The organism is Roseicyclus amphidinii (genome assembly GCF_030163755.1).
Classification (GTDB): Bacteria; Pseudomonadota; Alphaproteobacteria; order Rhodobacterales; family Rhodobacteraceae; genus Roseicyclus; species Roseicyclus amphidinii.
On record NZ_JASJOE010000016.1, the window covers coordinates 37,940 to 59,765 of the forward strand.

20 protein-coding genes are annotated in these 21,826 nt (G+C 68.6%); 7 read left to right on the top strand and 13 right to left on the bottom strand.

Features of this window, described 5'->3' with window-relative positions; all coding sequences use genetic code 11:
• The first annotated feature begins 100 nt into the window (after positions 1 to 100).
• A complete protein-coding gene (locus QQK83_RS07700; protein WP_284263175.1) occupies positions 101 to 847 on the top strand; it encodes a helix-turn-helix domain-containing protein in 747 nt (248 codons plus the stop codon).
• Positions 848 to 964: 117 nt separating this feature from the next.
• Here QQK83_RS07700 and QQK83_RS07705 read toward each other — a convergent pair whose 3' ends face one another.
• The 9 genes from QQK83_RS07705 to rpsT all read right to left on the bottom strand — a co-directional run bounded on the left by QQK83_RS07705 (position 965) and on the right by rpsT (position 10,572).
• A complete protein-coding gene (locus QQK83_RS07705) occupies positions 965 to 1,363 on the bottom strand; it encodes a hypothetical protein (protein WP_284263176.1) in 399 nt (132 codons plus the stop codon).
• A gap of 51 nt (positions 1,364 to 1,414) precedes the next feature.
• Positions 1,415 to 1,786, bottom strand: a complete 372-nt coding sequence (gene csgH / locus QQK83_RS07710) for a curli-like amyloid fiber formation chaperone CsgH (RefSeq protein WP_284263177.1) — start codon at positions 1,784 to 1,786, stop codon at positions 1,415 to 1,417.
• A gap of 80 nt (positions 1,787 to 1,866) precedes the next feature.
• Positions 1,867 to 2,304, bottom strand: a complete 438-nt coding sequence (locus QQK83_RS07715; RefSeq protein WP_284263178.1) for a hypothetical protein — start codon at positions 2,302 to 2,304, stop codon at positions 1,867 to 1,869.
• A 354-nt stretch (positions 2,305 to 2,658) separates the two neighbouring features.
• Entirely contained in the window at positions 2,659 to 5,076 is a 2,418-nt protein-coding gene (gene gyrB / locus QQK83_RS07720; RefSeq protein ID WP_284263179.1) for a DNA topoisomerase (ATP-hydrolyzing) subunit B, read from the bottom strand.
• 115 nt (positions 5,077 to 5,191) lie between these two features.
• The gene (locus QQK83_RS07725; protein ID WP_284263180.1) at positions 5,192 to 5,812 is read right to left on the bottom strand and encodes a LysE family translocator; all 621 of its coding nucleotides are present in this window, start codon (positions 5,810 to 5,812) and stop codon (positions 5,192 to 5,194) included.
• Positions 5,813 to 5,824: 12 nt separating this feature from the next.
• Positions 5,825 to 6,916, bottom strand: coding sequence for a DNA replication/repair protein RecF (gene recF / locus QQK83_RS07730; protein WP_284263181.1), 1,092 nt, complete (start codon positions 6,914 to 6,916; stop codon positions 5,825 to 5,827).
• A 100-nt stretch (positions 6,917 to 7,016) separates the two neighbouring features.
• Positions 7,017 to 8,135: a DNA polymerase III subunit beta gene (gene dnaN / locus QQK83_RS07735; protein WP_284263182.1), complete on the bottom strand. Its 1,119-nt coding sequence runs from the start codon at positions 8,133 to 8,135 to the stop codon at positions 7,017 to 7,019.
• A 137-nt stretch (positions 8,136 to 8,272) separates the two neighbouring features.
• A complete protein-coding gene (gene dnaA / locus QQK83_RS07740) occupies positions 8,273 to 9,703 on the bottom strand; it encodes a chromosomal replication initiator protein DnaA (protein WP_284263183.1) in 1,431 nt (476 codons plus the stop codon).
• A gap of 602 nt (positions 9,704 to 10,305) precedes the next feature.
• Positions 10,306 to 10,572 carry a 30S ribosomal protein S20 gene (gene rpsT, locus QQK83_RS07745; protein WP_284263184.1) on the bottom strand — a complete coding sequence of 89 codons (267 nt, stop codon included), beginning with the start codon at positions 10,570 to 10,572 and terminating at the stop codon, positions 10,306 to 10,308.
• Positions 10,573 to 10,785: 213 nt separating this feature from the next.
• On the opposite strand from rpsT, the gene QQK83_RS07750 reads away from it, so the two are divergent.
• On the top strand, positions 10,786 to 12,102 hold the full coding sequence (locus QQK83_RS07750) for a serine hydroxymethyltransferase (protein WP_284263185.1): 1,317 nt from the start codon (positions 10,786 to 10,788) through the stop codon (positions 12,100 to 12,102).
• A 26-nt stretch (positions 12,103 to 12,128) separates the two neighbouring features.
• On the opposite strand, the gene QQK83_RS07755 is transcribed toward QQK83_RS07750, so the two are convergent.
• Positions 12,129 to 12,905 carry an enoyl-CoA hydratase gene (locus QQK83_RS07755; protein ID WP_284263186.1) on the bottom strand — a complete coding sequence of 259 codons (777 nt, stop codon included), beginning with the start codon at positions 12,903 to 12,905 and terminating at the stop codon, positions 12,129 to 12,131.
• A gap of 64 nt (positions 12,906 to 12,969) precedes the next feature.
• Positions 12,970 to 13,836, bottom strand: a complete 867-nt coding sequence (gene mutM, locus QQK83_RS07760; protein WP_284263187.1) for a bifunctional DNA-formamidopyrimidine glycosylase/DNA-(apurinic or apyrimidinic site) lyase — start codon at positions 13,834 to 13,836, stop codon at positions 12,970 to 12,972.
• An 86-nt stretch (positions 13,837 to 13,922) separates the two neighbouring features.
• On the opposite strand from mutM, the gene ubiE reads away from it, so the two are divergent.
• Positions 13,923 to 14,678 (top strand): bifunctional demethylmenaquinone methyltransferase/2-methoxy-6-polyprenyl-1,4-benzoquinol methylase UbiE, encoded by a 756-nt coding sequence (gene ubiE / locus QQK83_RS07765; protein ID WP_284263188.1) that lies wholly within the window; start codon positions 13,923 to 13,925, stop codon positions 14,676 to 14,678.
• Between the two features lies 1 nt (position 14,679).
• A complete protein-coding gene (gene ubiB, locus QQK83_RS07770; RefSeq protein WP_284263189.1) occupies positions 14,680 to 16,209 on the top strand; it encodes a 2-polyprenylphenol 6-hydroxylase in 1,530 nt (509 codons plus the stop codon).
• 8 nt (positions 16,210 to 16,217) lie between these two features.
• On the opposite strand, the gene QQK83_RS07775 is transcribed toward ubiB, so the two are convergent.
• Both QQK83_RS07775 and QQK83_RS07780 read right to left on the bottom strand, forming a co-directional pair.
• Positions 16,218 to 16,886 carry a flagellar hook capping FlgD N-terminal domain-containing protein gene (locus tag QQK83_RS07775; protein WP_284263190.1) on the bottom strand — a complete coding sequence of 223 codons (669 nt, stop codon included), beginning with the start codon at positions 16,884 to 16,886 and terminating at the stop codon, positions 16,218 to 16,220.
• Positions 16,887 to 16,909: 23 nt separating this feature from the next.
• Complete coding sequence (locus QQK83_RS07780; RefSeq protein ID WP_284263191.1) at positions 16,910 to 19,285, bottom strand: flagellar hook-length control protein FliK; 2,376 nt, start codon at positions 19,283 to 19,285, stop codon at positions 16,910 to 16,912.
• A 109-nt stretch (positions 19,286 to 19,394) separates the two neighbouring features.
• Between QQK83_RS07780 and QQK83_RS07785 the strand changes: the two genes are divergently transcribed.
• The 3 genes from QQK83_RS07785 (at position 19,395) to QQK83_RS07795 (ending at position 21,768) form a co-directional block, all read left to right on the top strand.
• Positions 19,395 to 19,685 carry a rod-binding protein gene (locus QQK83_RS07785; protein WP_284263192.1) on the top strand — a complete coding sequence of 97 codons (291 nt, stop codon included), beginning with the start codon at positions 19,395 to 19,397 and terminating at the stop codon, positions 19,683 to 19,685.
• A 3-nt stretch (positions 19,686 to 19,688) separates the two neighbouring features.
• Complete coding sequence (locus QQK83_RS07790; protein WP_284263193.1) at positions 19,689 to 20,027, top strand: hypothetical protein; 339 nt, start codon at positions 19,689 to 19,691, stop codon at positions 20,025 to 20,027.
• 205 nt (positions 20,028 to 20,232) lie between these two features.
• Positions 20,233 to 21,768 (top strand): flagellin N-terminal helical domain-containing protein, encoded by a 1,536-nt coding sequence (locus QQK83_RS07795; RefSeq protein ID WP_284263194.1) that lies wholly within the window; start codon positions 20,233 to 20,235, stop codon positions 21,766 to 21,768.
• Positions 21,769 to 21,826: the final 58 nt, after the last annotated feature.

The window sequence follows — 21,826 nt, forward strand, 5'->3', positions numbered from 1 at the left end:
GTTCAGCGATGGACGCCTCCCACCTCGCCCGGCTCAGGTCATCGCCGCAATTACCTTGCAGGTAAGCGACGCGGCCGCGCGGGCGTGGTAAGGCTCGGGCATGAGCAAGTTCGCCGAAACGCTCCGCTTCTGGCGGCAGGCCCGCCGCCTGTCGCAGCTCGAGCTCGCGCTCGAGGCCGGGGTGTCGGCGCGTCATATCTCCTTCCTCGAAACCGGGCGCGCGCGTCCCAGCGCCGAGATGATCGGGCGGCTGGGCGCGGCGATGGCGCTGCCGCTCGATGCGCGCAACCAGATGCTGACGCGCGCGGGCTTTGCCGCCGCCTATGCCTCGCGCGACTGGAACGACGCCGAGATGATGCCGATCCGCCACGCCGTCGAGCGGATGCTGGCCAGCCACGCGCCCTTTCCCGGCCTCGCCGTCGATGCCGATTGGACGGTGCTGCGGCTGAACCCGGCAGCCGCGGCACTGTTCGGTCGGCTGGGCCTGTCCGAAGGCGGCAGCTTCCTCGAGCTGATGCTGTCCGACGCGCTGCCCCCTCTGGTCGAGAACTGGCCCGAGGTCGCGCAGCACACGGCCACGCGGCTGCGGCTCGAAAGCGCCGCGCGCGGCGGGGTGGCCCGCCTCGATGCCGCCGCCGCGCATCTGGCGCAGGTGCCATCCCCCCGCGGCACATCCACCGGGCCGGTGGTGCCGGTGACCCTGCGGCTCGGGGAAACCCGGCTGTCGCTCTTCTCGACATTGGCGCAGTTCGGCACCCCGGAGGACCTGCTGCTCGAGGATCTGCGGATCGAGCTGTTCTTTCCGATGGACGACGCGACCGCGGCCACGCTCAGGGCGCTGGCCTGACGAAAAAGGCCCCCGGTTGGGGGACCGGGGGCAGGTGCGGGAACGGGGTCGGACGCCCGACCGGGGTGGGACCAGTGAAAAGAATGGCCGGGCGCCCGTTCCGGTCTTCGACGGGGATCAGTCGAAGCCGAACTGGAAGGTCAGGCCCGTCTGGCCGTGACCGGTCTGCACGACATTGGCACGCGCGCCGTTGCCGAACTGGAAGATGCCATGCGCCTGGCCGTAGCCCTGCTGGTCGAGCGTCGCGGCATGGCCGTTGCCCTCCTGGTGGATGACACCGACCGACCCGCCACCGGCGACCTGCGCGATGGCTGCGCCGTTGAACGAACCGTCCTGGTGGACGAAAGCGCCGCTCTCGACACCCCTCGCGATCTGGTAGAGCGCGAGGCCCGCGCGGATCGCCCGCGCCTCGTCGGCATTCGCGGCGTTGAGGCTGAGGCTCAGGGTGCCGCCGGCCGCGGCGGGAAGGGCGGTGGCGGCGACGAGGGCGGCGGTCAGAAGCGTCTTGCGGAACATGGCAGTGATCCTTTCGGGATAGGGGGGTAGGTGGCTTGGGGCGCTGTCCGGTCAGAGATCGACCGGGCAGCGATGCGTCTTGCCGTCGACCTCGAGCGTCAGCTCGACGTCGAGGCCTTGGGCGGGACCGTTGAGCGTGACCTGCCCGAGGCGTGCCTCGGTGCCGGGGGTCAGGCGAAAGCCGCCGCCCTGGTTCATCAGCGTGCCGCCGCGTTCCACGCGGAGGTGATACTGGCCGCTCAGGGCGGTATCGCTCGTGACAAGCCCTTCCAGCGTCAGCAGGCCGTTGCGGCTGGTGGCCTCGACCGAACAGCTCAGGGGGCCGGTCTCGGGTGCGTCGGCCTGCTCGGCCAATGCGGTGCATCCCAGCGCAAGGGCCGCAAGGCCGGAGGCAAGGGCGATCCTGGGGGCGGTGAAGACCATCGGTTGATCCTTTCGGTTGGCGGTGAGGCCGGGGGCGGACGGGAGGAGGGGCCCCGCCCCCGGATGGGCGACCGGGCGGGTCAGTCCTGGATGATGAGCGTGACGTTGCCGTTGCCCGCGGAATGGGCGGTGGCGGTGTTGCCGTTGCCGACCTGGATCACGCCGACCGCATTGTTGGCGCCGTCGGTCGAGATGGTGGCCGCGTTATGCGCCCCGAACTGCGCGACGCCGTTGGCGTTGTTCCATCCCGACTGGTTCGAGGTCACCGTGTTGTGCCAGCCCGACTGGCCGATCGCGGTGGTGTTGAACGCGCCGTCGGTCGACGAGATCGTGGTATTGCCCCAGCCGTCCTGGATCACGGAGGCACCGTTGCAGAACCCGCTCTGCCCGATGGCGATGCCGTTTCCGCCGCCCCACTGCTCGGTATAGGCGGTGTTGCAGGTGGCGAAGGCCGGGGCCGACAGCGCGGTGACGAGAGCGAGGGAGGCAGCCGCGGTCTTGAGGATCGAAATGGTCATCGTCTTGGTCCTTTCGTGGGAATGTGTCGTGTTGCGTCTTGGTGTCTCGGTGGGTGCGGCCCGCTTGGGGCGCTGCGCCCCGTGAGCCGATGACCAGACCGTCACCCCAACCGCCGATGTCAGGCAATTTCAGCGAAACGACAGGCGATGTCGGGCCACCGCTATCCGATGACACGGACGCAGAAACTTGTTTTGAAACGGATTTTTCGAATTCATCAGCCAACAGACGAGACGTCCCGCGCGCGGCTTTGACAGGCCGCGCGGGACAGGGTCAGACGATGTTATCGGCTTATGGGGCCGTGGGTCGGGGCAGTCCCGCCCACGGCCGGATGCGGCACCCGCGCGGGTGCCCGGTCAGAAGTCGAGATTCTCGACGCTCAGCGCGTTGGCCTGGATGAACTCGCGTCGCGGCTCGACCACGTCGCCCATCAACTTGGTGAAGATGTCGTCCGCCTCGGCGAGGTCGTCGACCTTGACCTGCAGCAGCGTCCGCGCGTCGGGGTCCAGCGTGGTTTCCCACAGCTGGTTGGGGTTCATCTCGCCCAGCCCCTTGTAACGCTGCATCTGCTGGCCCTTGGCCCCCTCCTCGAGGATGGCGGTCAACAGTTCGGTCGGGCCGTGGATCAACTGCTCGCGGTCCTTGCGGGCAAGCCGCGCCGGATCAACGTAAACCGTGCGGCTCTCGCGGCTGACCTCGGACAGTTTCCGCGCCTCGCCCGAGCGCAGGACCGCGCCGTCGAGGGTGCGGATCTCCTCGACCCCGCGCAGCACGCGGCTCAGGCGGATGCCGTGATCCTGCGTGATCCGGCCCTGCCAGCCGCGCTCGTATTCCAGCGCGACAAGGTCCAGACGCTGCGCCACCTCGTCGGCGACGCGCTGCAGGTCGGCATCGGCCCGGCCCGGATCGAACGCCCCCGCGATGGCCGCCTGTTCGAGGATGTGGCGGGGGTAGAGCGTCGGGAAGGCATCGAGGATGCGCTTGAAGCTGCGCGCAGCCTCGACCACGCGGGCAAGGTCCTTGCCGGCGATCTCTTCGCCATTGGGCAGGCGCAGGACCGCGCCTTCGATCCCCTGCGAAATCAGGTAATCCTCGAGGCCCACCTGGTCCTTGATGTAGACCTCGGACTTGCCGCGGCTCACCTTGTAGAGCGGCGGCTGCGCGATATAGAGATACCCCCCCTCGATGATCTGCGGCATCTGCCGGAAGAAGAAGGTCAGAAGCAGCGTCCGGATATGCGCGCCGTCCACGTCGGCGTCGGTCATGATGACGATCTTGTGGTAACGCAGCTTGTCGATGTTGAACTCGTCGCGCCCGATGCCCGTGCCCAGCGCGGTGATCAGCGTGCCGATCTCCTGGCTGCCCAGCATCCGGTCGAAGCGCGCGCGCTCGACGTTCAGGATCTTGCCGCGCAGCGGCAGAACCGCCTGGTTGTGCCGGCTCCGGCCCTGCTTGGCCGAGCCGCCGGCGCTGTCGCCCTCGACAAGGAACAGCTCGGATTTCGCCGGGTCCTTTTCCTGGCAATCCGCCAGCTTGCCGGGCAGGGACGCCACGTCCATCGGGTTCTTGCGCCGCGTCAGCTCGCGCGCCTTGCGCGCCGCCTCGCGCGCCAATGCGGCCTCGATGATCTTGCCGACGATCATCCGCGCCTCTTGCGGATGTTCCTCGAACCACTCGGCCAGCTTCTCGTTCACAAGCCCCTCGACCGCCGGGCGCACCTCGGAGGAGACCAGCTTGTCCTTGGTCTGCGAGCTGAACTTGGGGTCGGGCACCTTGACCGACAGGACACAGGTCAGCCCCTCGCGCGCGTCGTCGCCGGTGAAATTCACCTTCTCGCGCTTGGCAATGCCCGACGACTGCGCATACAGGTTGATCGTCCGCGTCAGCGCACCGCGGAAGCCCGCCATATGCGTGCCGCCATCGCGCTGCGGGATGTTGTTGGTGAAGGGCAGCACCATCTCGTTGTAGCTGTCGTTCCACCACATTGCGACCTCGACGCCGATGCCGTCCTTTTCGCCCTCGACATAGATCGGGTCGGACATCATCGGGGTCTTGGAGCGGTCGAGGTATTTCACGAACTCGCGCACGCCGCCCTCGTATGCCATCTCGACCCGGACAGGTTCGGGGTGGCGCAGGTCCTCGAGCACGATCTTCACGCCGGAGTTCAGGAAAGCCAGCTCGCGCAGGCGGTTTTCCAGCGTCTTGAAGCTGTAGTCGAGGTTCGAGAAAGTCGTGGTAGAGGCGAGGAAACGCACCTCGGTCCCCGTGCGCCCGCCGCTGTCGCCGACCACCTCAAGGTGCTTGACCGTATCGCCGCGCTCGAAGCGGGCGTGATGCTCCTTGCCGTCGCGCCAGATGCGCAGGTCGAGCCAGTCGGACAGCGCGTTCACCACCGACACGCCCACGCCGTGCAGACCGCCCGAGACCTTGTAGGAATTCTGGTCGAATTTCCCGCCTGCGTGCAGCTGGGTCATGATGACCTCGGCCGCGCTCACGCCCTCTTCCTCGTGGATGCCGACGGGGATGCCGCGCCCGTTGTCGCTGACCGAAACGCTGTCGTCGGGGTGCAGGGTGACCGTCACCGCGTCGGCGTGACCGGCCAGCGCCTCGTCGATGCCGTTGTCCACGACCTCGTAGACCATGTGATGCAGGCCCGAGCCGTCGTCGGTGTCACCGATATACATGCCGGGGCGCTTGCGAACCGCCTCCAAGCCTTTGAGAACCTTGATGGAATCGGCGCCGTATTCTTCGGGTGCCTTGGGCTGGTCTGCCATGGGGTGATCTGCCTGTTCTTTGTCGCGGATTTATACCCCCCGAGGGGGGGAATGTCACGCCACAGACACAAGATTTAGGCGTTCCGCCAAGGCAGACCCCGAACCCCTTGCGGCCTCAGACAAAGGGGATCGCCACCCCCACCCCGATCAGCAACACGCCCGAGCCGATGTTGAGCCTGCGGATCGCCGCGGGGCTTTGCAACAGCCGCCGCGCCCGGTCGAGGAACAGCGCCAGCCCGAGGTTGCCCAGAAGCGGCACGACCGCGGAAATGGCGAGGATGGCGGCGATGTCGGGCGCGGTGATCCGGGTCAGATCGAAGAAGCCGGGCAGGAAGCCCATGTAGAACAGGATCGCCTTGGGGTTGCCGATCACGGCGGCCACACCCACCGAGAACCCGGCCCAAAGCCCCGGCCGCGTCATCCGGCTGTCGGTGCCGGGCGTCTTGGCGGGCGCGCGGAACAGCAACAGGCCCATCACGATGAACACCGCCGCCGCGATCCAGCGCATCACCGCCAGCGCATCGCCGTACAGCGACAGCACCCAGGCCAGGCCGAGGATCGCGCAAAGCGGCCAGATCAGGTCGCCCAGCGCCACCCCCACGGCCAGCGGCCAGGCTCCCGCCATGCCGCCCGAGAGCGCCCGGGCGGTCAGCGCGACCCAGACCGGGCCGGGAATGATCCAAAGCCCCGCCATGGCGGCGGCGTAGAGAGCGAGTTGTTCGACGGTGACAGTCATCGGGGCACCCGGTCAGAGGAGACGGGCCTCGCTGGCCCCGCCGGTCTCGGCGACCGCCACATACTGCGCCCGCGTGCCCAGTTCCATGAAAAGCTCCGGCCCCGTGCCGGTCATCCAGGCCTGCGCCCCCAGCGCGCAGATCTCGTCGAACAGCGCCGCGCGGCGGCCCGCATCCAGATGGGCGGCCACCTCGTCCAGCAGCACCAGCGGCGCGGCCCCGGTTTCCGCCTTGAGCGCGCGGGCATTGGCCAGCACCAACGAGATCAGCAGCGCCTTCTGTTCCCCGGTCGAGCATTGCGCGGCGGGCATCGCCTTGTCGACATAGGTGGCGGCAAGGTCGGCACGATGCGGCCCGATGAGCGCCCGCCCCGCCGCCATGTCGCGCCCGCGGCTTTCGGCGAAGGCGGCGGCGTAATCCTCGGGCGTGGTCAACTCGTCGGTCTCCAGCACCAGCGCGGCGGCGGGAAAGGCCGTTGCCGCCCCTTCCTGCGCCGCGGTGATCCGCGCGATGGCGTCGCGGCGGTTGGCGGTGATCGCGGCCCCGGCCTCGGCCATCTGCGCCTCGAGCGCGGTGTACCAGCGCGCGTCCGTCACCTGGTCCTTGAGCAGCCGGTTCCGCTCGCGCATGGCCTTTTCATAGGCCAGCGCGACCTCGGCATGGTCGGGCAGGAAACTGAGCGCGATCCGGTCGAGGAACCGCCTGCGCCCGTCCGCCCCCTCGATCCAGAGCCGATCCTGCGCGGGCACCAGCCAGACGATCCTGAGCAGCCGCGCCAGCGCGGTTTGGGGCGCGGTCTTGCCGTCGATCCGGGTCGTGCGCGGCTGGCCCGGCTCGGCGGTCAGCTCGACCTCGTGGCCAAGGCCCGGGCCTGCGATCTCGGCGGTGATCTTCCAGCCGATCGCCTCGGGGCGGCGGATGATCTCCTCGGCGGTGGCGCGCCGCAGCCCGCGACCCGGCGAGAGGAGCGAGACCGCCTCCATCAGGTTGGTCTTGCCTGCACCGTTGGGGCCATGCAGCGCCACGGGCCGCCCGTCGAGCGCCAGCCGCGCGCGGCGGTGGCTGCGGAAATGCGACAGGGTCAGGGTTGCAACATGGGGGGTCATGGCCGCGTTTTCCTGCAGGAAAACGGGTGGGAAAACTGAAGTTTTCCCAAACGCGAAACTGCAGTTTCGCGGCACGGAAAACGCAGGTTTTCCGCCCGCCTCACACCCGCATCGGCATCACGACATAGATCGCGGACGTATCATTGCCCTCGCGCATCAGCGTCGGCTCGCCGGGCGAGGAGAACATGAAGACCGCGTTCTCGCGGTCCACCTGGCTGGCGATCTCGAGCAGGTATTTCGCGTTGAAGCCGATCTCCAGCCGGTCGTCGCCATAGGCCACGGCCAGCTCTTCCTCGGCATTGCCCGCATCCGGCGCGTTCACCGACAGGACCAGCCGATCCTCGTCGAGCGCCATCTTCACCGCGCGCGAGCGTTCCGAGCTGACCGTCGCCACGCGGTCCACCGCCTTGGCGAAATCCGAGGCGTCAACCTCCATCCGGCGGGTGTTGTTCGTCGGGATGACGCGCGCGTAATCGGGGAAGGTGCCGTCGATGACCTTGGAGGTCAGCGTGATCTCGGGCGTGGCAAAGCGGATCTTGGTCTCGCTGACCGACACCGCGATCTGCGCCTCGTCATCGTCGAGAAGCTTGCGCATCTCGCCCACCGTCTTGCGGGGCACGATCACGCCCGGCATCTTCTCGGCGCCCTGCGGCAGCGCCGCGTCGATGCGGGCCAGTCGGTGACCGTCGGTCGCCACGGCACGCAGAACCGGGCCGGTCTCGCCCTCGGCGACGTGGAAATAGACGCCGTTGAGGTAATACCGCGTCTCTTCGGTCGAGATGGCGAATTTCGACTTGTCGAACAGCCGCCGCAACACCGGCGCGGGGCAGGAGAAGTTGGCGGAATACTCGGTCGCCGTCATGACCGGGAAATCCTCGCGCGGCAGCGTCGCCAGCTGGAAATTCGACCGCCCCGCCTGCACCGTCAGGCGGCCATGGGCGCTGTCCTCGCTCAGGGAGACCAGCGCGCCGTCGGGCAGCTTGCGCACGATCTCGTGCAGGGTCACCGCCGAGACGGTGGTCGCACCCGCGCGTTCCACCATCGCCGGGGCCTTGTCGACCACCTCGATGTCGAGATCGGTTGCGCGAAAGCTGACGGTGTCGCCCTCGGCCTCGATCAGGACGTTGGCGAGGATCGGAATGGTGTTGCGCCGTTCCACGACAGACTGCGCCTGAGAGACAGCGCGCAACAGCGTGGCGCGCTCGATCGAGAGTTTCATTGCCCTGGCTCCGACAAGTGCGGGGGCCGCGAGCCTACCCGCCTCCCCCGTCAGCACAACCGTTTTTTCTAGGAGTGTCCGCGCGCGCCTCGGGCGTCAAGCCCCCACGCGGGGGCCTGCATGCCCGCACCGCGGTCTCAGGCTTCCAGCATCCGGCGCAGAAGCTCGGCATCCTCGGCGATCTGGCTGTCGACCGACATCAGTTCCTCGATCTTGCGCACGCCGTAAAGGACGGTGGTGTGATCCCGCCCGCCCAGCTTGCGGGCGATCTCGGGGTAGCTGCGGCTGGTCAGCGTCTTGGACAGGTACATCGCCATCTGCCGCGGCCGCGCCACGGCCCGCGCCCGGCTGGAGCCGGTGATATCGGCCTGCCGGATGTTGTAGTAATCGCAGGTGGTCTTGATGATCTGGTCCAGCGTCACCTTGCGGTCGGTCGAGCGCAGGATGTCCGACAGGCAATCCTGCACCATCTCGATGGTGATCTCGCGGCGCACGAGGTCGGCAAAGGCGAAGAGCCGGGTCAGCGCCCCCTCGACCACGCGGATGTTGGTCGAAATGCGCTGCGCCATGAACTCCAGCACGCCTTCGGCGATGCGGATCTGCGGGTTCTTGGCCATCGCGCGCTCGGCCTTGTGCTGCAGCACGCCGAGGCGCAGCTCGTAATCGGTCGGATGCAGGTCCACGACAAGGCCGCACTGCAGCCGCGAGGCGATGCGCGTGTCCAGCTCTTCCATGTCCACCGGCGCACGGTCGCCGGAGATGATGATCTGCTTGCCCTCTTCCACCAGCGCGTTGAACGTGTGGAAGAATTCCTCCTGGGTCGAGGTCTTGCCGGCGATGAACTGCACGTCATCGACCATCAGAACATCGACCGAGCGGAACATCTGCTTGAAGGTCATCGTGTCCTGCTCGCGCAGCGCGCGAACGAAGCGATACATGAACTGCTCGGCGGAGAGGTAGAGGATGCGCGCCTCGGGAAAGCGGGCGCGCAGCTCCCAGGCGATGGCATGCATCAGGTGCGTTTTGCCAAGGCCGACGCCGCCATACAGGAACAGGGGGTTGAAGGTGACATCCCGCCCTTCGGCCACGCGCTTGGCGGCTGCATGGGCCAGCTCGTTGGGCTTTCCGACGATGAAATCCTCGAACCGGTAGGCCGGGTTCAGGGTGGCGCCCGGCAGGTCTGCGCTTCCGGTGCGCAGGGGGGCCGAGGGTGCCGGGGCGGAGGCAAGCGCCGTCGGGGCGGCTGCCGCGGCCGCGGGGGCGCTGGCTTGCGCCGGTTCCCTCGTCTGCGGCGCAGCGTTCGCATTGACCGCCTGTGCGGCAAGCCTCTGGCCCACGGAGAACTCGATCCGATCGACCGTCACCCCGGCCGAGATCAGGTGACGCAGGATCACGTCGCCGAAATTCTGCGACACCCACGAGCCGAAGAAATTCGTGGGCACGTGAAACCGCGCAGTGCGGTCATCGAGCCGGTCGAAGACGATGGGATCAATCCAGGCGGTGAAATTGTTTTCGCCAACTGCCTTGAGCAGTTCGCCCCGAACCTGCCCCCACGTCTCGTTCGTCATTCCTGCGCCCTTTCCGGCTTGTTCTGCATGGTCCCTTGCCGGACCCGATTCTCAAGTATCAGTCGTCCATGACGACCCGTTGCGACACCTGCATCCCCAAGCCAACCGTTCCGCAACGGCATCCGGCCGAGTTCCCGCCCTGCGACACGACATGATATTCCCGTTCCGGCCCACCACGTGTGCCGGTCCTGCGGAACGCTGTCATGATCGTCAAAACGGGCATCCCGAAGTCGGACGTGGAACAAGAAATGGACAATTCCGACGACACAATCGTCGGTTGCACCATTAACACAACGTCTACCGGTTCACCGTTTATAGGCTCGGATCATGAGTTTCATGACCTTTGCCGCCTTACCCGGCCCGACCTTGTGCTTGTCCCCTCGAACCGCCCCCCAGAGGCGCCTGAATCGCCTTCACAAGCTAGCGGATGGGCATGTGCCGCTGCAACGACTCTTCGAACTTGACAGTTATGTGAACAGGCACCCCGAATCCTTCTCCGGGAACAGCCCGTTCAGACTCAATGACATTTTCAAATGCAAAGGGGCACCCCGAGGCCTCGGAGCGCCCACGAACCCACAACTCATGCGGGTATTTTCGACGGATCAGGCCTTGAGCGCCTTCACGCGCGACGACAGCCGCGACATTTTCCGGGCGACGGTGTTCTTGTGCAACACACCCTTGGTCACACCGCGCATCAGCTCGGGCTGGCAGGCCTTGAGAGCTTCCTGAGCGACGGCGTGATCGCCGGCCGCGAGGGCCTCCTCGACCTTGCGCAGGTAGGTGCGGATGCGCGAGCGGCGCGCCTTGTTGACGGCATAGCGGCGCTCGGCCTGGCGGGCGCGCTTCTTGGACTGGGGCGTATTGGCCATGTCGTGTCTCTTTCGTCTCGTCGGGTCTATACAAATGCGGTTCACGCGGGAGATCCCGACCCCGGGTTCGCTACCGGGCGACTCTGGCCAAGGCGGGCCTCACACGCATGTCTGGCGCGGCGCATAGCGGCTTTCGCCGCTGGATGCAATTGCCGTTTGCACATGGCGGGGCCCGGCGACAGGATCGCGGTGACGGCAACCGGAGGATCAGGGATGCAACTGGAACGGCGGGGCTGGGTGCCCGACACCTGCGAGGATCGCGTGACCGAGATCGCCGCGGCGACGGCCGGGGCCGAGAGTGCCGCGCTCATCGCCCGGATCGAGGCGCTGGCCGAGGAGAACCGCCGCATCCACGAGCGGGAGTGTTTCAACCTCAACCCCGCGACCAACGTGATGAACCCGAGGGCCGAGGCGCTGTTGTCGTCCGGCATCTGCTCGCGCCCCTCGCTCGGCTATCCCGGCGACAAGTACGAGATGGGCCTCGAGGCCATCGAGGAGATCGAGGTCATCGCCGCCGAACTGGCGGCCGAGGTCTTCGACGCCCGCTTCGCCGAGATCCGCGTGCCCTCCGGCGCGCTGGCCAATCTTTTCGCCTTCATGGCGACCTGCAAACCCGGCGACACGATCATCGCGCCGCCCGCCAGCGTCGGCGGGCATGTCACCCACCACGCGGCGGGCTGCGCGGGGCTTTTCGGTCTGCGCACCGTCCCCGCACCGGTCTCGCCCGAGGATTATTCCATCGACGTCGACGCCTTGGCCGATCTGGCCGAGCGCGAGCGGCCGAAGCTGATCACGCTGGGCGCGTCGCTGAACCTCTTCGAGCATCCCGTGCGTGCGGTGCGTCAGATCGCCGACAGCATCGGCGCGACGCTGATGTTCGACGCCGCCCATCAATGCGGGATCATCGCGGGCAAGGCCTGGTCCGATCCGCTCGCCGAGGGGGCGCACCTGATGACCATGTCCACCTACAAAAGCCTCGGCGGACCGGCGGGCGGGCTGATCGTGACGAATGACGCAAGCCTCGCCGAACGGCTCGACCACATCGCCTTTCCCGGCATGACGGCGAATTTCGACGCCGCGAAATCGGCGGCGCTGGCGGTGACCCTGCTGGACTGGAAGACCCATGGCCGCGCCTATGCCGCCAAGATGATCGAGGTTTCCAAGGCACTCGCCACCGCGCTCAAGGCGCGCGGGCTGCCGGTCTTCGAAACCGCCCGAGGGGCGACCGAAAGCCACCAGTTCGCCATCGCCGCCGCGGGTTATGGCGGCGGTCAGGCGGCGTCGAAGACCCTGCGCAAGGCGGGCTTCCTCGCCTGCGGCATCGGCCTGCCGCTGGACGAGGTGCCGGGCGACATGAACGGGCTCAGGATCGGGACGCCGGAACTGGTGCGCTGGGGTGTGGACATCGCCGATGTCGATCCTATGGCCGACCTGATCGCCGAGGCGCTGGCCGCCAACGATCCCACGACCATCGCGCCCCGCACCGCCGCGCTGCGCGCGCGCTTCGACCGGCTGCACTACATCGCGTAGGGCCCGCCCCGGCGGGTCCGCGACGCTTACTTGTCGCGGAACTGCGCCTCGCGCTTCTCGAGGAAGGCGCTCATGCCTTCCTTCTGATCCTCGGTGGCGAAGAGCGCGTGGAACATCCGCCGCTCATAGAGCAGCCCCTCGCGCAGCGGCATCTCGTAGCTGCGGTTCACCGCCTCTTTCACGGCCATGGTGGCGATCATGGATTTCTCGGCGATCTTCGCCGCAGCGCCCATCGCCTCGTCCATCAGCTTCTTCGCGGGCACCACGCGGCTGACAAGGCCGGAGCGTTCGGCCTCTTCCGCATTCATGAAGCGCCCGGTCAGGTGCATGTCCATCGACTTGGACTTGCCCACGAAGCGCGTCAGGCGCTGCGTGCCGCCGATGCCCGCCACGACGCCAAGGTTGATCTCGGGCTGGCCGAACTTGGCGGTATCCGCCGCGATGATGAAATCGCACATCATCGCCAGTTCGCAGCCCCCGCCCAGCGCGTAGCCCGCGACGGCGGCGATGATCGGCTTGCGCACGCGCAGCATCGTCTCGACCTCGCCGCCGAACATGTCGGAGGTGAAGACATCGACGAAGCTCTTCTCGCTCATCTCCTTGATGTCGGCGCCCGCGGCAAAGGCCTTGTCCGAGCCGGTCAGCACGATGCAGCGGACCTTGTCGTTCTCGTCGGCCGATTTCAGCGCCTTCGCCAACTCGCCCAGAAGTTGCCCGTTCAGGGCATTCAGCGCATCGGGACGGTTCAGCTTGATGAGCGCGATGTGGTCTTCGATCTCGACGATCAGGGTCTCGTAGGCCATGGGCGCGGGGTCTCCGGCTGTTGCTCAGGGGCGGAGGGTTAGCAGCACGACCGCCGGTTTCAAGCTATCTTTGACACGCCGGGCAATGGAAGCTCGACCGCCCCGATTGCACCGTTCGGCGGATTTTGCCTTGGCAGCCGGGCGTTTGGCAGGGCTCCCCCTCGCGGCCGTAGACCCGGAAGGTGTGTTGAAAATACCCCAGTTCGCCATCCGCCTGCCGGTAGTCGCGCAAGGATGACCCACCGGCAGCTATTGCCTCGGTCAACACATCGCGGATCACCGGCACCAGGGCGGCGACTCGGGGCGCGGCGATCCGGCCCGCGTGGCGCAGGGGCGAGATGCCCGCACGATGCAGCGCCTCGCAGACGTAGATGTTGCCAAGGCCCGCCACGATCTTCTGATCCAGAAGCGCGGATTTCACCGGCGTCCGCCGCCCGCGAAAGGCCGCCACGAGATAGGGGCCGTCAAAGCCATTTCCCAGCGGCTCCGGCCCGATCCCCTTCATCAGCCAATGCCCCTCCAGCGCCTCGGTCGCACAGAGGTCCATCGCACCGAAACGCCTTGCGTCGTTGAAGGTCACGCGCGCGCCCGCCTCGGTGTCGATCACGACATGGTCGTGCTTCTCGGGCGCGGGGTGGAGGTGATGGAACTGCGCCAGCATGTCCCGGTTGGCCTCCCCGCCCGAGACGATCATCCGCCCCGACATGCCCAAGTGAACGATCAGGGTCTCGCCCGTGTCGAGATCGGCCAGGATGTATTTCGACCGCCGCCTCAGCTGCTCGATGCGCGCGCCGGTCAGCCGCTCGGCCATGCGCTCGGGAAAGGGCCAGCGCAGGTCCGGCCGGTTCACCTGTGCCCGCGCGATCCGCGCGCCCTCCAGCACGGGCGCAAGGCCGCGACGGACTGTCTCGACTTCTGGAAGTTCGGGCAAGGCGGGCTTTCCTATGATGCGGGCGGCGTTGTAACGCCCGGAGCGGCCCTTATAAGAAGGGGCGACCAGTAAAAAGGACAAGCCCCATGGCCGAAGACACGACCGGGCGGACGACCCATTTCGGCTACCAGGAGGTCGACGAGACCGAGAAGGCCGGGCTCGTCCATGGCGTCTTCACCAATGTGGCCTCGAAATACGACATCATGAACGACGTGATGAGCGTCGGCATCCACCGCGTCTGGAAGGACGCGATGATGGATTGGCTCGCCCCGCGCGCCGGACAGCGCCTGCTGGACGTGGCCGGGGGAACGGGCGATGTCGCCTTCCGCTTCCTAAAGCGCGCGCCGGGGGCCTCGGCCACCGTGCTCGACATGACCGAATCGATGCTGGTCGAGGGGCAGAAGCGGGCCGAGGCCGCTCAGATGGCCGACAAGCTCGAGTGGATCGTGGGCGACGCCATGGCGCTGCCTTTCGAGGACAACACATTTGACCGCTACACGATCAGCTTCGGCATCCGCAACGTGACCCGCATTCCCGACGCGCTGTCCGAGGCGTTCCGCGTGCTGCGCCCCGGCGGGCGGCTGATGGTGCTGGAGTTCAGCCAGCTGCCCAATGACGGGCTGCAAAAGCTCTACGATCTCTATTCCTTCAACGTGATCCCCCGCATGGGGCAGGTGATCGCGGGCGACCGCGACAGCTACCAGTATCTCGTCGAATCGATCCGCCGCTTCCCGGACCAGGAGACATTCGCCACGATGATCCGCACCGCGGGCTTCGAACAGGTCAGCTACCGCAACCTGTCGCTGGGGATCGCCGCGCTGCATTCGGGCTGGAAGATCTGAGGTGAAGGGCCCCCACAACATCTGGCGGCTGGTGCGCACCGGCGCCACCTTCGAGCGGACGGGCGCCATGGGTGCCGTGCTCGAGGCGCTCGAGGCACCGCGCTCGATCCGCATCGCGGCCCGCGTTCTGGGCTGGCCGTTCAAATGGCTCGGCCTGCGCGGCGACCCGAGCACGCCGCCCGTGCCCCGCGCGCTGACCGCGCTAGGGCCGGCCTATATCAAGTTCGGCCAGATCCTCTCGACCCGGCCCGACGTGGTCGGACACGAGATGGCGCTGCAACTGCAGGTTCTGCAGGACAAGCTGCCCCCCTTCCCGCGGGCCGAGGCCGCGCGCGTCGTCGCAAGCGAGATGGAAAAACCGCTCGAGGCGGTGTTTTCCGAGTTCTCCGAACCCGTCGCCGCCGCCTCCATCGCGCAGGTGCACCATGCGCGGCTGGTCGAGGACGGCCGCGAGGTGGCGGTCAAGATCCTGCGCCCCGGCATCGAGCGTGCCTTCCGCAAGGATATCGACGCCTTCTACCTGATCGCCTGGTTCGTCGAGACGCTCTCGCCCGCCTCGCGCCGGTTGCGCCCGCGCGACGTGATCGCGCATTTCGAGGGCGTCGTGATGCAGGAGCTGGACCTGCGGATCGAGGCCTCGGCCTGCGGCGAGTTCCACGCCAAGACCAAGGACGATCCGGGCTTCGTCGTGCCGCAGGTCGAGTGGTTCCTTTCGTCGCGGCGCATGATGACGCTGGAATGGGTGACGGGCACGACCCTGTCCGATCTCGCCACCATCGACGCCATGGGTCACGACCGCCGCGCGCTGGGCGAGCGGGTGCTGCAGATGTTCCTGCGCCATGCGCTGCGCGACGGGTTCTTCCACGCCGACATGCACCAGGGCAACCTCAAGGTCGCGCCGAACGGCGATCTCGTGGCGCTGGATTTCGGCATCATGGGGCGGCTCGACGCCTACACCCGCCGCGTCTACGCCGAGATCCTGATGGGCTTCATCCGCAAGGATTACCGCCGCGTCGCCGAGGTGCATTTCGAAGCAGGCTACGTGCCCGCCGACCGCGACATCGACGAGTTCGCGCAGGCGCTGCGCTCGGTCGGTGAGCCGATCTTCGGCATGGATGCCAGCCGCATCTCGATGGCGCGGCTTCTGGCCTATCTCTTCGAGGTGACCGAACGCTTCGGGATGGAGACGCGGACCGAGCTGATCCTGCTGCAACGCACCATGGTGGTGGTCGAGGGCGTGGCCCGCTCGCTCGATCCCGAGATCAACATCTGGACCGTCGCCCGCCCCGTGGTCGAGGAATACATCAAGGAAAACATCGGCCCCAAGGCCGCGGTGCGCGACCTTTACAACACCGCGCGCATCCTCGCGCGCTTCGGCCCCCGCTTGCCCGCGCTGGCCGAGCGCGCGCTGTTGGCACAGGCCAATCCGCCGCGGGCCGAGCGCCGCTCGCCCTGGGCCGAGCGGATCGGGATCGGGCTGGCCGGGGTGGCCGTCGGGCTCGGGGTGGCGGTGCTTCTGGCATTTGTCTGAAACGGGCGTCAGCGCGCCGCACCGCGCAGGCCCATGACATCGCCCGAGGGGATCGAGACACCATCCTGCATGGTCAGCCAGATCTCGCCATCGACCAGCGCGGCTTCCTCGACGGTGGCGTAGACCATCGCGCCGCGCTCCTCCAGCATATCCGCGCCCGACCAGCTGCGGATTGCGAAACTGTAAAGCCCCGGCAGCACCGCCGCGCCATCCGTGCCGGTCCCGGTCCAGGTGACCCTGTCCTGGCCGGGCGCGAGCGGCAGCTCCTGCACGATCTCGCCGCGCTCGTTGCGCACGATCAGCTCCACCCGGTCGGCAAGGGCATGGGGCGCGGCCGACAGGCTCACCTCCTGTCCGTCGAAATTGACCGGCATCTCGGCCCGCGCCTCCATCCCGATCCAGCCGCCGAGCTGCCCCATGCCAAGCGTGGCAAGCCCGCGCTGCAGCCCGGTCAGAAGGTCGTTGCTGCGCACCTGCTGCTCGACGCCCGAGAACTGGGCCAGCTGGCTGGCGAACTCGGTCGACTCCATCGGGTTGAGCGGGTCCTGGTGCTGCATCTGCGTGGTGAGAAGCCGCAGGAAGGTCTCGAAATCGGCGCTGATCGTGCCCGCGTCGGCGCTGGCGCTGGCGCTGGCGGTCCTGTCGGTGGTGGCGGTCGGGGTCTGAGGGATGTCCATCAAGGGGCCTTTCGCAGGGGCGGCTACAGCCGCAAGTCAAGGCCGCTTCCGTCTTGCGGCCTAGGTCGGGCCCCGGAAGGGCCCGGAGCAGGGCCCGGATCGGCGGCGGTCCGGCCGGGCTGGTCCCGCGTGGGCGCACCGGGGGCGGCGTCCCGCCCCTCCTGCCGTGTGCCGCCATGGCGGTCCGAGATATCGACGCTCGGCGCATCGAGGCCCGCGCGCTGGAACTCCTGCGTCAGAAGCTGCAGGTGGCGGCGCATCAGCTCGGCGGTTTCGGGCCGGTCCGCGGTGATGGCGAGCGTCAGGGCACCGCCGGCTTCGGCGAAACTCAGCCGGACGCGCCCCAGTTCGGGCGGATCGAGCGCGATCTCCAGAACGCCCTCGGCCCCCTGCCGCTCGACCAGCGCCTGCGACAGCTGCCGCGCCATGCCCTGCGCCAAGGCCGGGCCGGGCATGGCATGGGCCGGGCCGGGCGGCGGCATGACCGCGACCGGGCCCCTAAGCTCGGCCGTTGGGGCAGGGGCAAACGGGCTGCCGTCCTCCCCCCCGACCAGCGGCGCGCCATCCCCCCGCAGGATGGCCGGGGCCACGCCCTTGGCAGGCGGCGGAGAGGGTGTTGGAGCGAAGATCGGGGCGGACGCTGGCTCTGACACCGGGCCGGACACCGGGCCGGACACCGGGCCGGACATTGGCCCTGACACCGGGCCGAACGGCTGTCGTCCGGGCAAAGCCGCGGCCCCAGCCGGGTCGGGAAGCGATGCGCCCTCGGCGGGGAGGATCGGACGGCGCGGGGCCCCGTCGCCAGGCGGCGGCACCGATGTCGGCCCCAGCGCAGCCACGGGCGCGGCACCTGCGGGCGCATCGGTGGCGGTCGCACGGGCGTCGTGGGCCGCGCGGAGGCCCTCCATTGGTCCCATGCGCAATGCGGCATCCCCGCCCGCGATCGCGGGAGCCGCGCCCCCGGCCGAGACGTTCACCGCGGACGCGGGTAGCGGGACAAGACCGGGCACTGAACCGGACGCGCGTGGCGATCCATCAGGGCCGCCCGCCACAGGGGCCGCGACCGTCACGGGGGCGGGTGGTTCGGCCTTCGGGCGGGTGTCCGGCTGCGCCTCGCGCCTGCTCGACAGGACGGGCGGCTGCGGCAAGACCGGGTGCGGCCCGCGCGCCTTGCCCGCCGCGGTGTCAGGGTGCGGAGGGCGGCCGGGCTGACCGGGGCCGATCACCCGAAGGGCCGTGCCCTGCAGGGGCGGGGACGCGTCGGCGGGTGGCGACGCCGGCCTTTCCGCGCCGATACGCGGCCATGTGGGTGCCTGCGGCACCGTTATCGGCGGCTGGGACCCCGTGTCGGGCAAGGTCGAACCAAGCGGACCGGCGGGCAAGGGCGGGGGTGCCGCGGCTGCCGTCGGCGGCCCCGCGAGGATCATGCCGTTGCGTGCGACCGGCACCGCGCCAGCAATGGGCGAGGGCATGGCCAGGGCGCTGGCCCCGCCCGCCCCTGCGACCGGTGGCCCGGCGGTGTCCGGGCCCGCACCGCCCGGCGCGATGACGGCATGGCCCGAAACCGGGCCCTGCGGTGGGGCAAGGGGGGCTTGCGGTGGGGCAAGGGGCGCTTGCGCCAAGCCGGTGCCGCCCTTGGCCACCTTCGGCGACGCGGGCGCGCCGACAACCGGTGCCGCATCGGCATCCCCCTTGGGCAAGCCCTGCGACAGCCCCCTGACGGGCACTGACCGCACTCCGCTACCGGCCAGAACCATCGGCCCGACCACCGCCGCGCCACGCGGGCGTGCGCCTTGCGCGACCTCGGCACCGGCGCGGATCGCGCCGCCCATCCCGGCAAGCGGGATCGGCGAGGGGGCAACATCCGGCTCAGCCGGTCCGGGCGTCAGCGTCATCGAAACGGCGAGATGCCCCACCTGTTCCGGCCCGGTGACCGGCGCATCCTCCCGCCGGTCCACGGCCGCCTCGACCGGTTCCCCGGTCTGCACGTCCGCCGGGCGGCCGATGGGCGACAGGGCATCCGCGGGCCCGGCAGGCAGCACGACAGCGCCGGGCATGGCAAAGGCCGTATCGCCCGGCGCCCCCTCGGAAAAGGCCGCGCCGATCCGGGTTTGCGCGGCTGCCGTTCCCGGAAAAGCACCTCGCTGAACACCGCCGTCGGCGGTGACGGGCAACGACCCCGGCACCTGCACGCCCCCGGCTGTCGCCGCGGCGGTGCCCCGCTCCGATGCCGCGTCGGGCATCGCGTCCGGGGCCCCGCGCGCAGCCGCCGAGGCCCCCGTCCCGGCAGCCTCGAAGGCCGCAAGGAAACCGGGCAGGCCGCCGTGTCGGGCCGTATCGGGCGGCGGGCGGCCCGAAAGCCGGGCTCCTCCGGCCGCCAACTGGAACAGGTCATCCATTCTGGCTGTCCATCTCGTGATCTGGCCCCCGTCTTGCCGCAACACTCCTTACGATTTCTTTACGCCGCCCTGTCAGCCTCGGGAAAATCGTCACAATTCGAGGCATCTCATGACGCTTTCGCCCGTTGGCCCCGTTTCCGGCCCGTTCGCCCCGCCCGACAGGGGCGAGGGCGACGCCGCGCTCGCCGCCGTCGCACAGGAGCTCGAGGCGAGTTTCCTTGCGGAAATGCTGAAACACGCGGGCTTCGGCGAAAGCCGCGGCGCGTTCGGCGGTGGCGCGGGCGAGGCGCAATTCGCCTCGCTTCTGCGAACGGAACACGCGCGGGCGCTGGCGGCGCGGGGGGGCATCGGCCTAGCCGAATCGCTGGTCCACGCGCTCGCCCGCGTGCAGGAGGGGTGAGCCATGGCACGCGCCTCCGCCGCCCTGCGCGAGATCACCAGCGTGATGGAGGCACAGCGCCGCGCGCTGCTTGCCGGTGACTTCGCCGCGCTCGACGGGGCGGAGGCGCGCCTGTCGCAGGCCGCGAGCCGCCTGCCCGCCGCCGGTCTGTCGCGCGACGACCTCCAGGCCATCGCCGCACTCGCCGCGCGGAACGCCCGCCTGCTCGCGGCCGCAAGATCCGGCCTCGATCAGGTCCGCGCCCGCAGGGGCGGCGGTGCGACCCCTGCCCTGATGACCTATGACGCGCGGGGCAGGCAACATGGCGGCGTGCCGATGGGTGCGACCCTCTCCCGGCGCTGAAACCCCTAAAATCCGACGCAAGACGCACGGCGGGTTAGCGCATTCTTCAATCTTTCGGCGACAGGGTGCCATCACGCCCGAACGGGTGATGTGCCCCGACAGATCGGGGGCCGGTGTCAGAAGGACGCGTCACGGGGGCCGGCTGCGGCCCGGATCGCAATGGCGTCGAAGGGACGCCGTGACAGAACCAAGGAAAGGGACCCGAATGTCCAGCATTCTGACCAACAACAGCGCCATGGTCGCGCTGCAGACCCTGAAATCGGTCAACTCCAACCTGCAAAAGACGCAGGGCGAGATCTCGACCGGCAAATCGGTCGCCACGGCCCGCGACAACTCGGCGGTCTGGGCCATCTCGAAGGTGATGGAATCCGACGTCAAGGGGTTCAAGGGCATCGCCGACAGCCTCAGCCTGGGCGAGTCGACCGTTGCCGTGGCCCGCAACGCGGCCGAGACGGTCACCGACCTTCTGACCGAGATCAAGGGCAAGGTCGTCGCCGCGCAGGAAGAGAACGTCGACCGCGCCAAGATCCAGACCGACATCGTCGCGCTGCGCGATCAGATCTCCTCGGTGGTGAACGCGGCTCAGTTCAACGGGCTGAACCTCGTGAAGGGCACCGATGACGTGAACATCCTGTCGTCGCTCGAACGGTCCGGCGACGGGACGGTGACGGCGGCCAACATCACCGTGGCCCGGCAGGATCTGACCACCACGGCGGGGACCTACGGCAACGGTGATTCGCTGGCCGGCAACATCACCTCCAGCGCGGCGTCGATCGATTCGACCGGGGCGGCGAACGACCTGGAACTGACCTTCGCGGGCAGCGCCACCGACAACCTCGTCGTCACGCTGAACGGCACCACCTTCACCCAGGCCTTCGACACCGATGCGGCCACGACGGTGGGCGCGCTGAGGTCGCAGATCAACCAGGCCGGGCTGACCGGCATCGCCGCGGGCGGATCGGGCGCGGTGCTGGAACTGGCCAACACCAACAGCTTCGACAATTTCGCGGTCAGCTGGGATTCGGGCAGCACCAACACCGTCGCCGTCACCAACAACGGCAACAGCGCCGATGATGCCACCGCCGCGACCGGCACCGGCAACGCCACGCTGGTCTACCGCGCCGAGGAGGTGGTGCTGTCCAACGCCGCCAAGGTGAACGAGGGCGACAGTTACCGGATCACGGTCAATGGCAACGATTACGACTACATCGCCGGCAAGGGCGAAAACATGGCCGATGTCGCCCGCGGCCTGAAGACCGCCATCGACAACGGCGCCGAGACGGGCGTGTCGACCCGCGTGGTGCAGGACGCGACGACCGACGAATGGAAGGTGCTCGTCGATTACGACGGCAGCGATGCCACCGCCGGGGCCACGATGAGCCTGTCGGATGCCGGGCAGGAGGGCGGGGTCGCCTCGGGCGGGCTCTTCGGGCTCGACAACATCGACGCGACGACCGATGCCGGGGCGGATGCCGCGCTCGACAACATCGAGACGCTGATCCAGAACTCGATCGACTCGGCGGCGGCCTTCGGTTCCGCCGAAGGCCGGATCGAGACGCAGTCGAACTTCGTCTCGAAACTGATGGACAGCCTGAAGGCCGGGATCGGCACCCTGGTGGACGCCGACATGGAGGAGGCCTCGGCCCGTCTGCAGGCGCTGCAGGTGCAGCAGCAGCTGGCGACGCAGTCGCTCTCCATCGCCAACCAGGCGCCGCAGAACATCCTCGCGCTGTTCCGCTGATCCGACGCGATCCCGGTGGGCCCCGTGCCCGCCGGGATCTCCGCACGCCGTCCCGCCG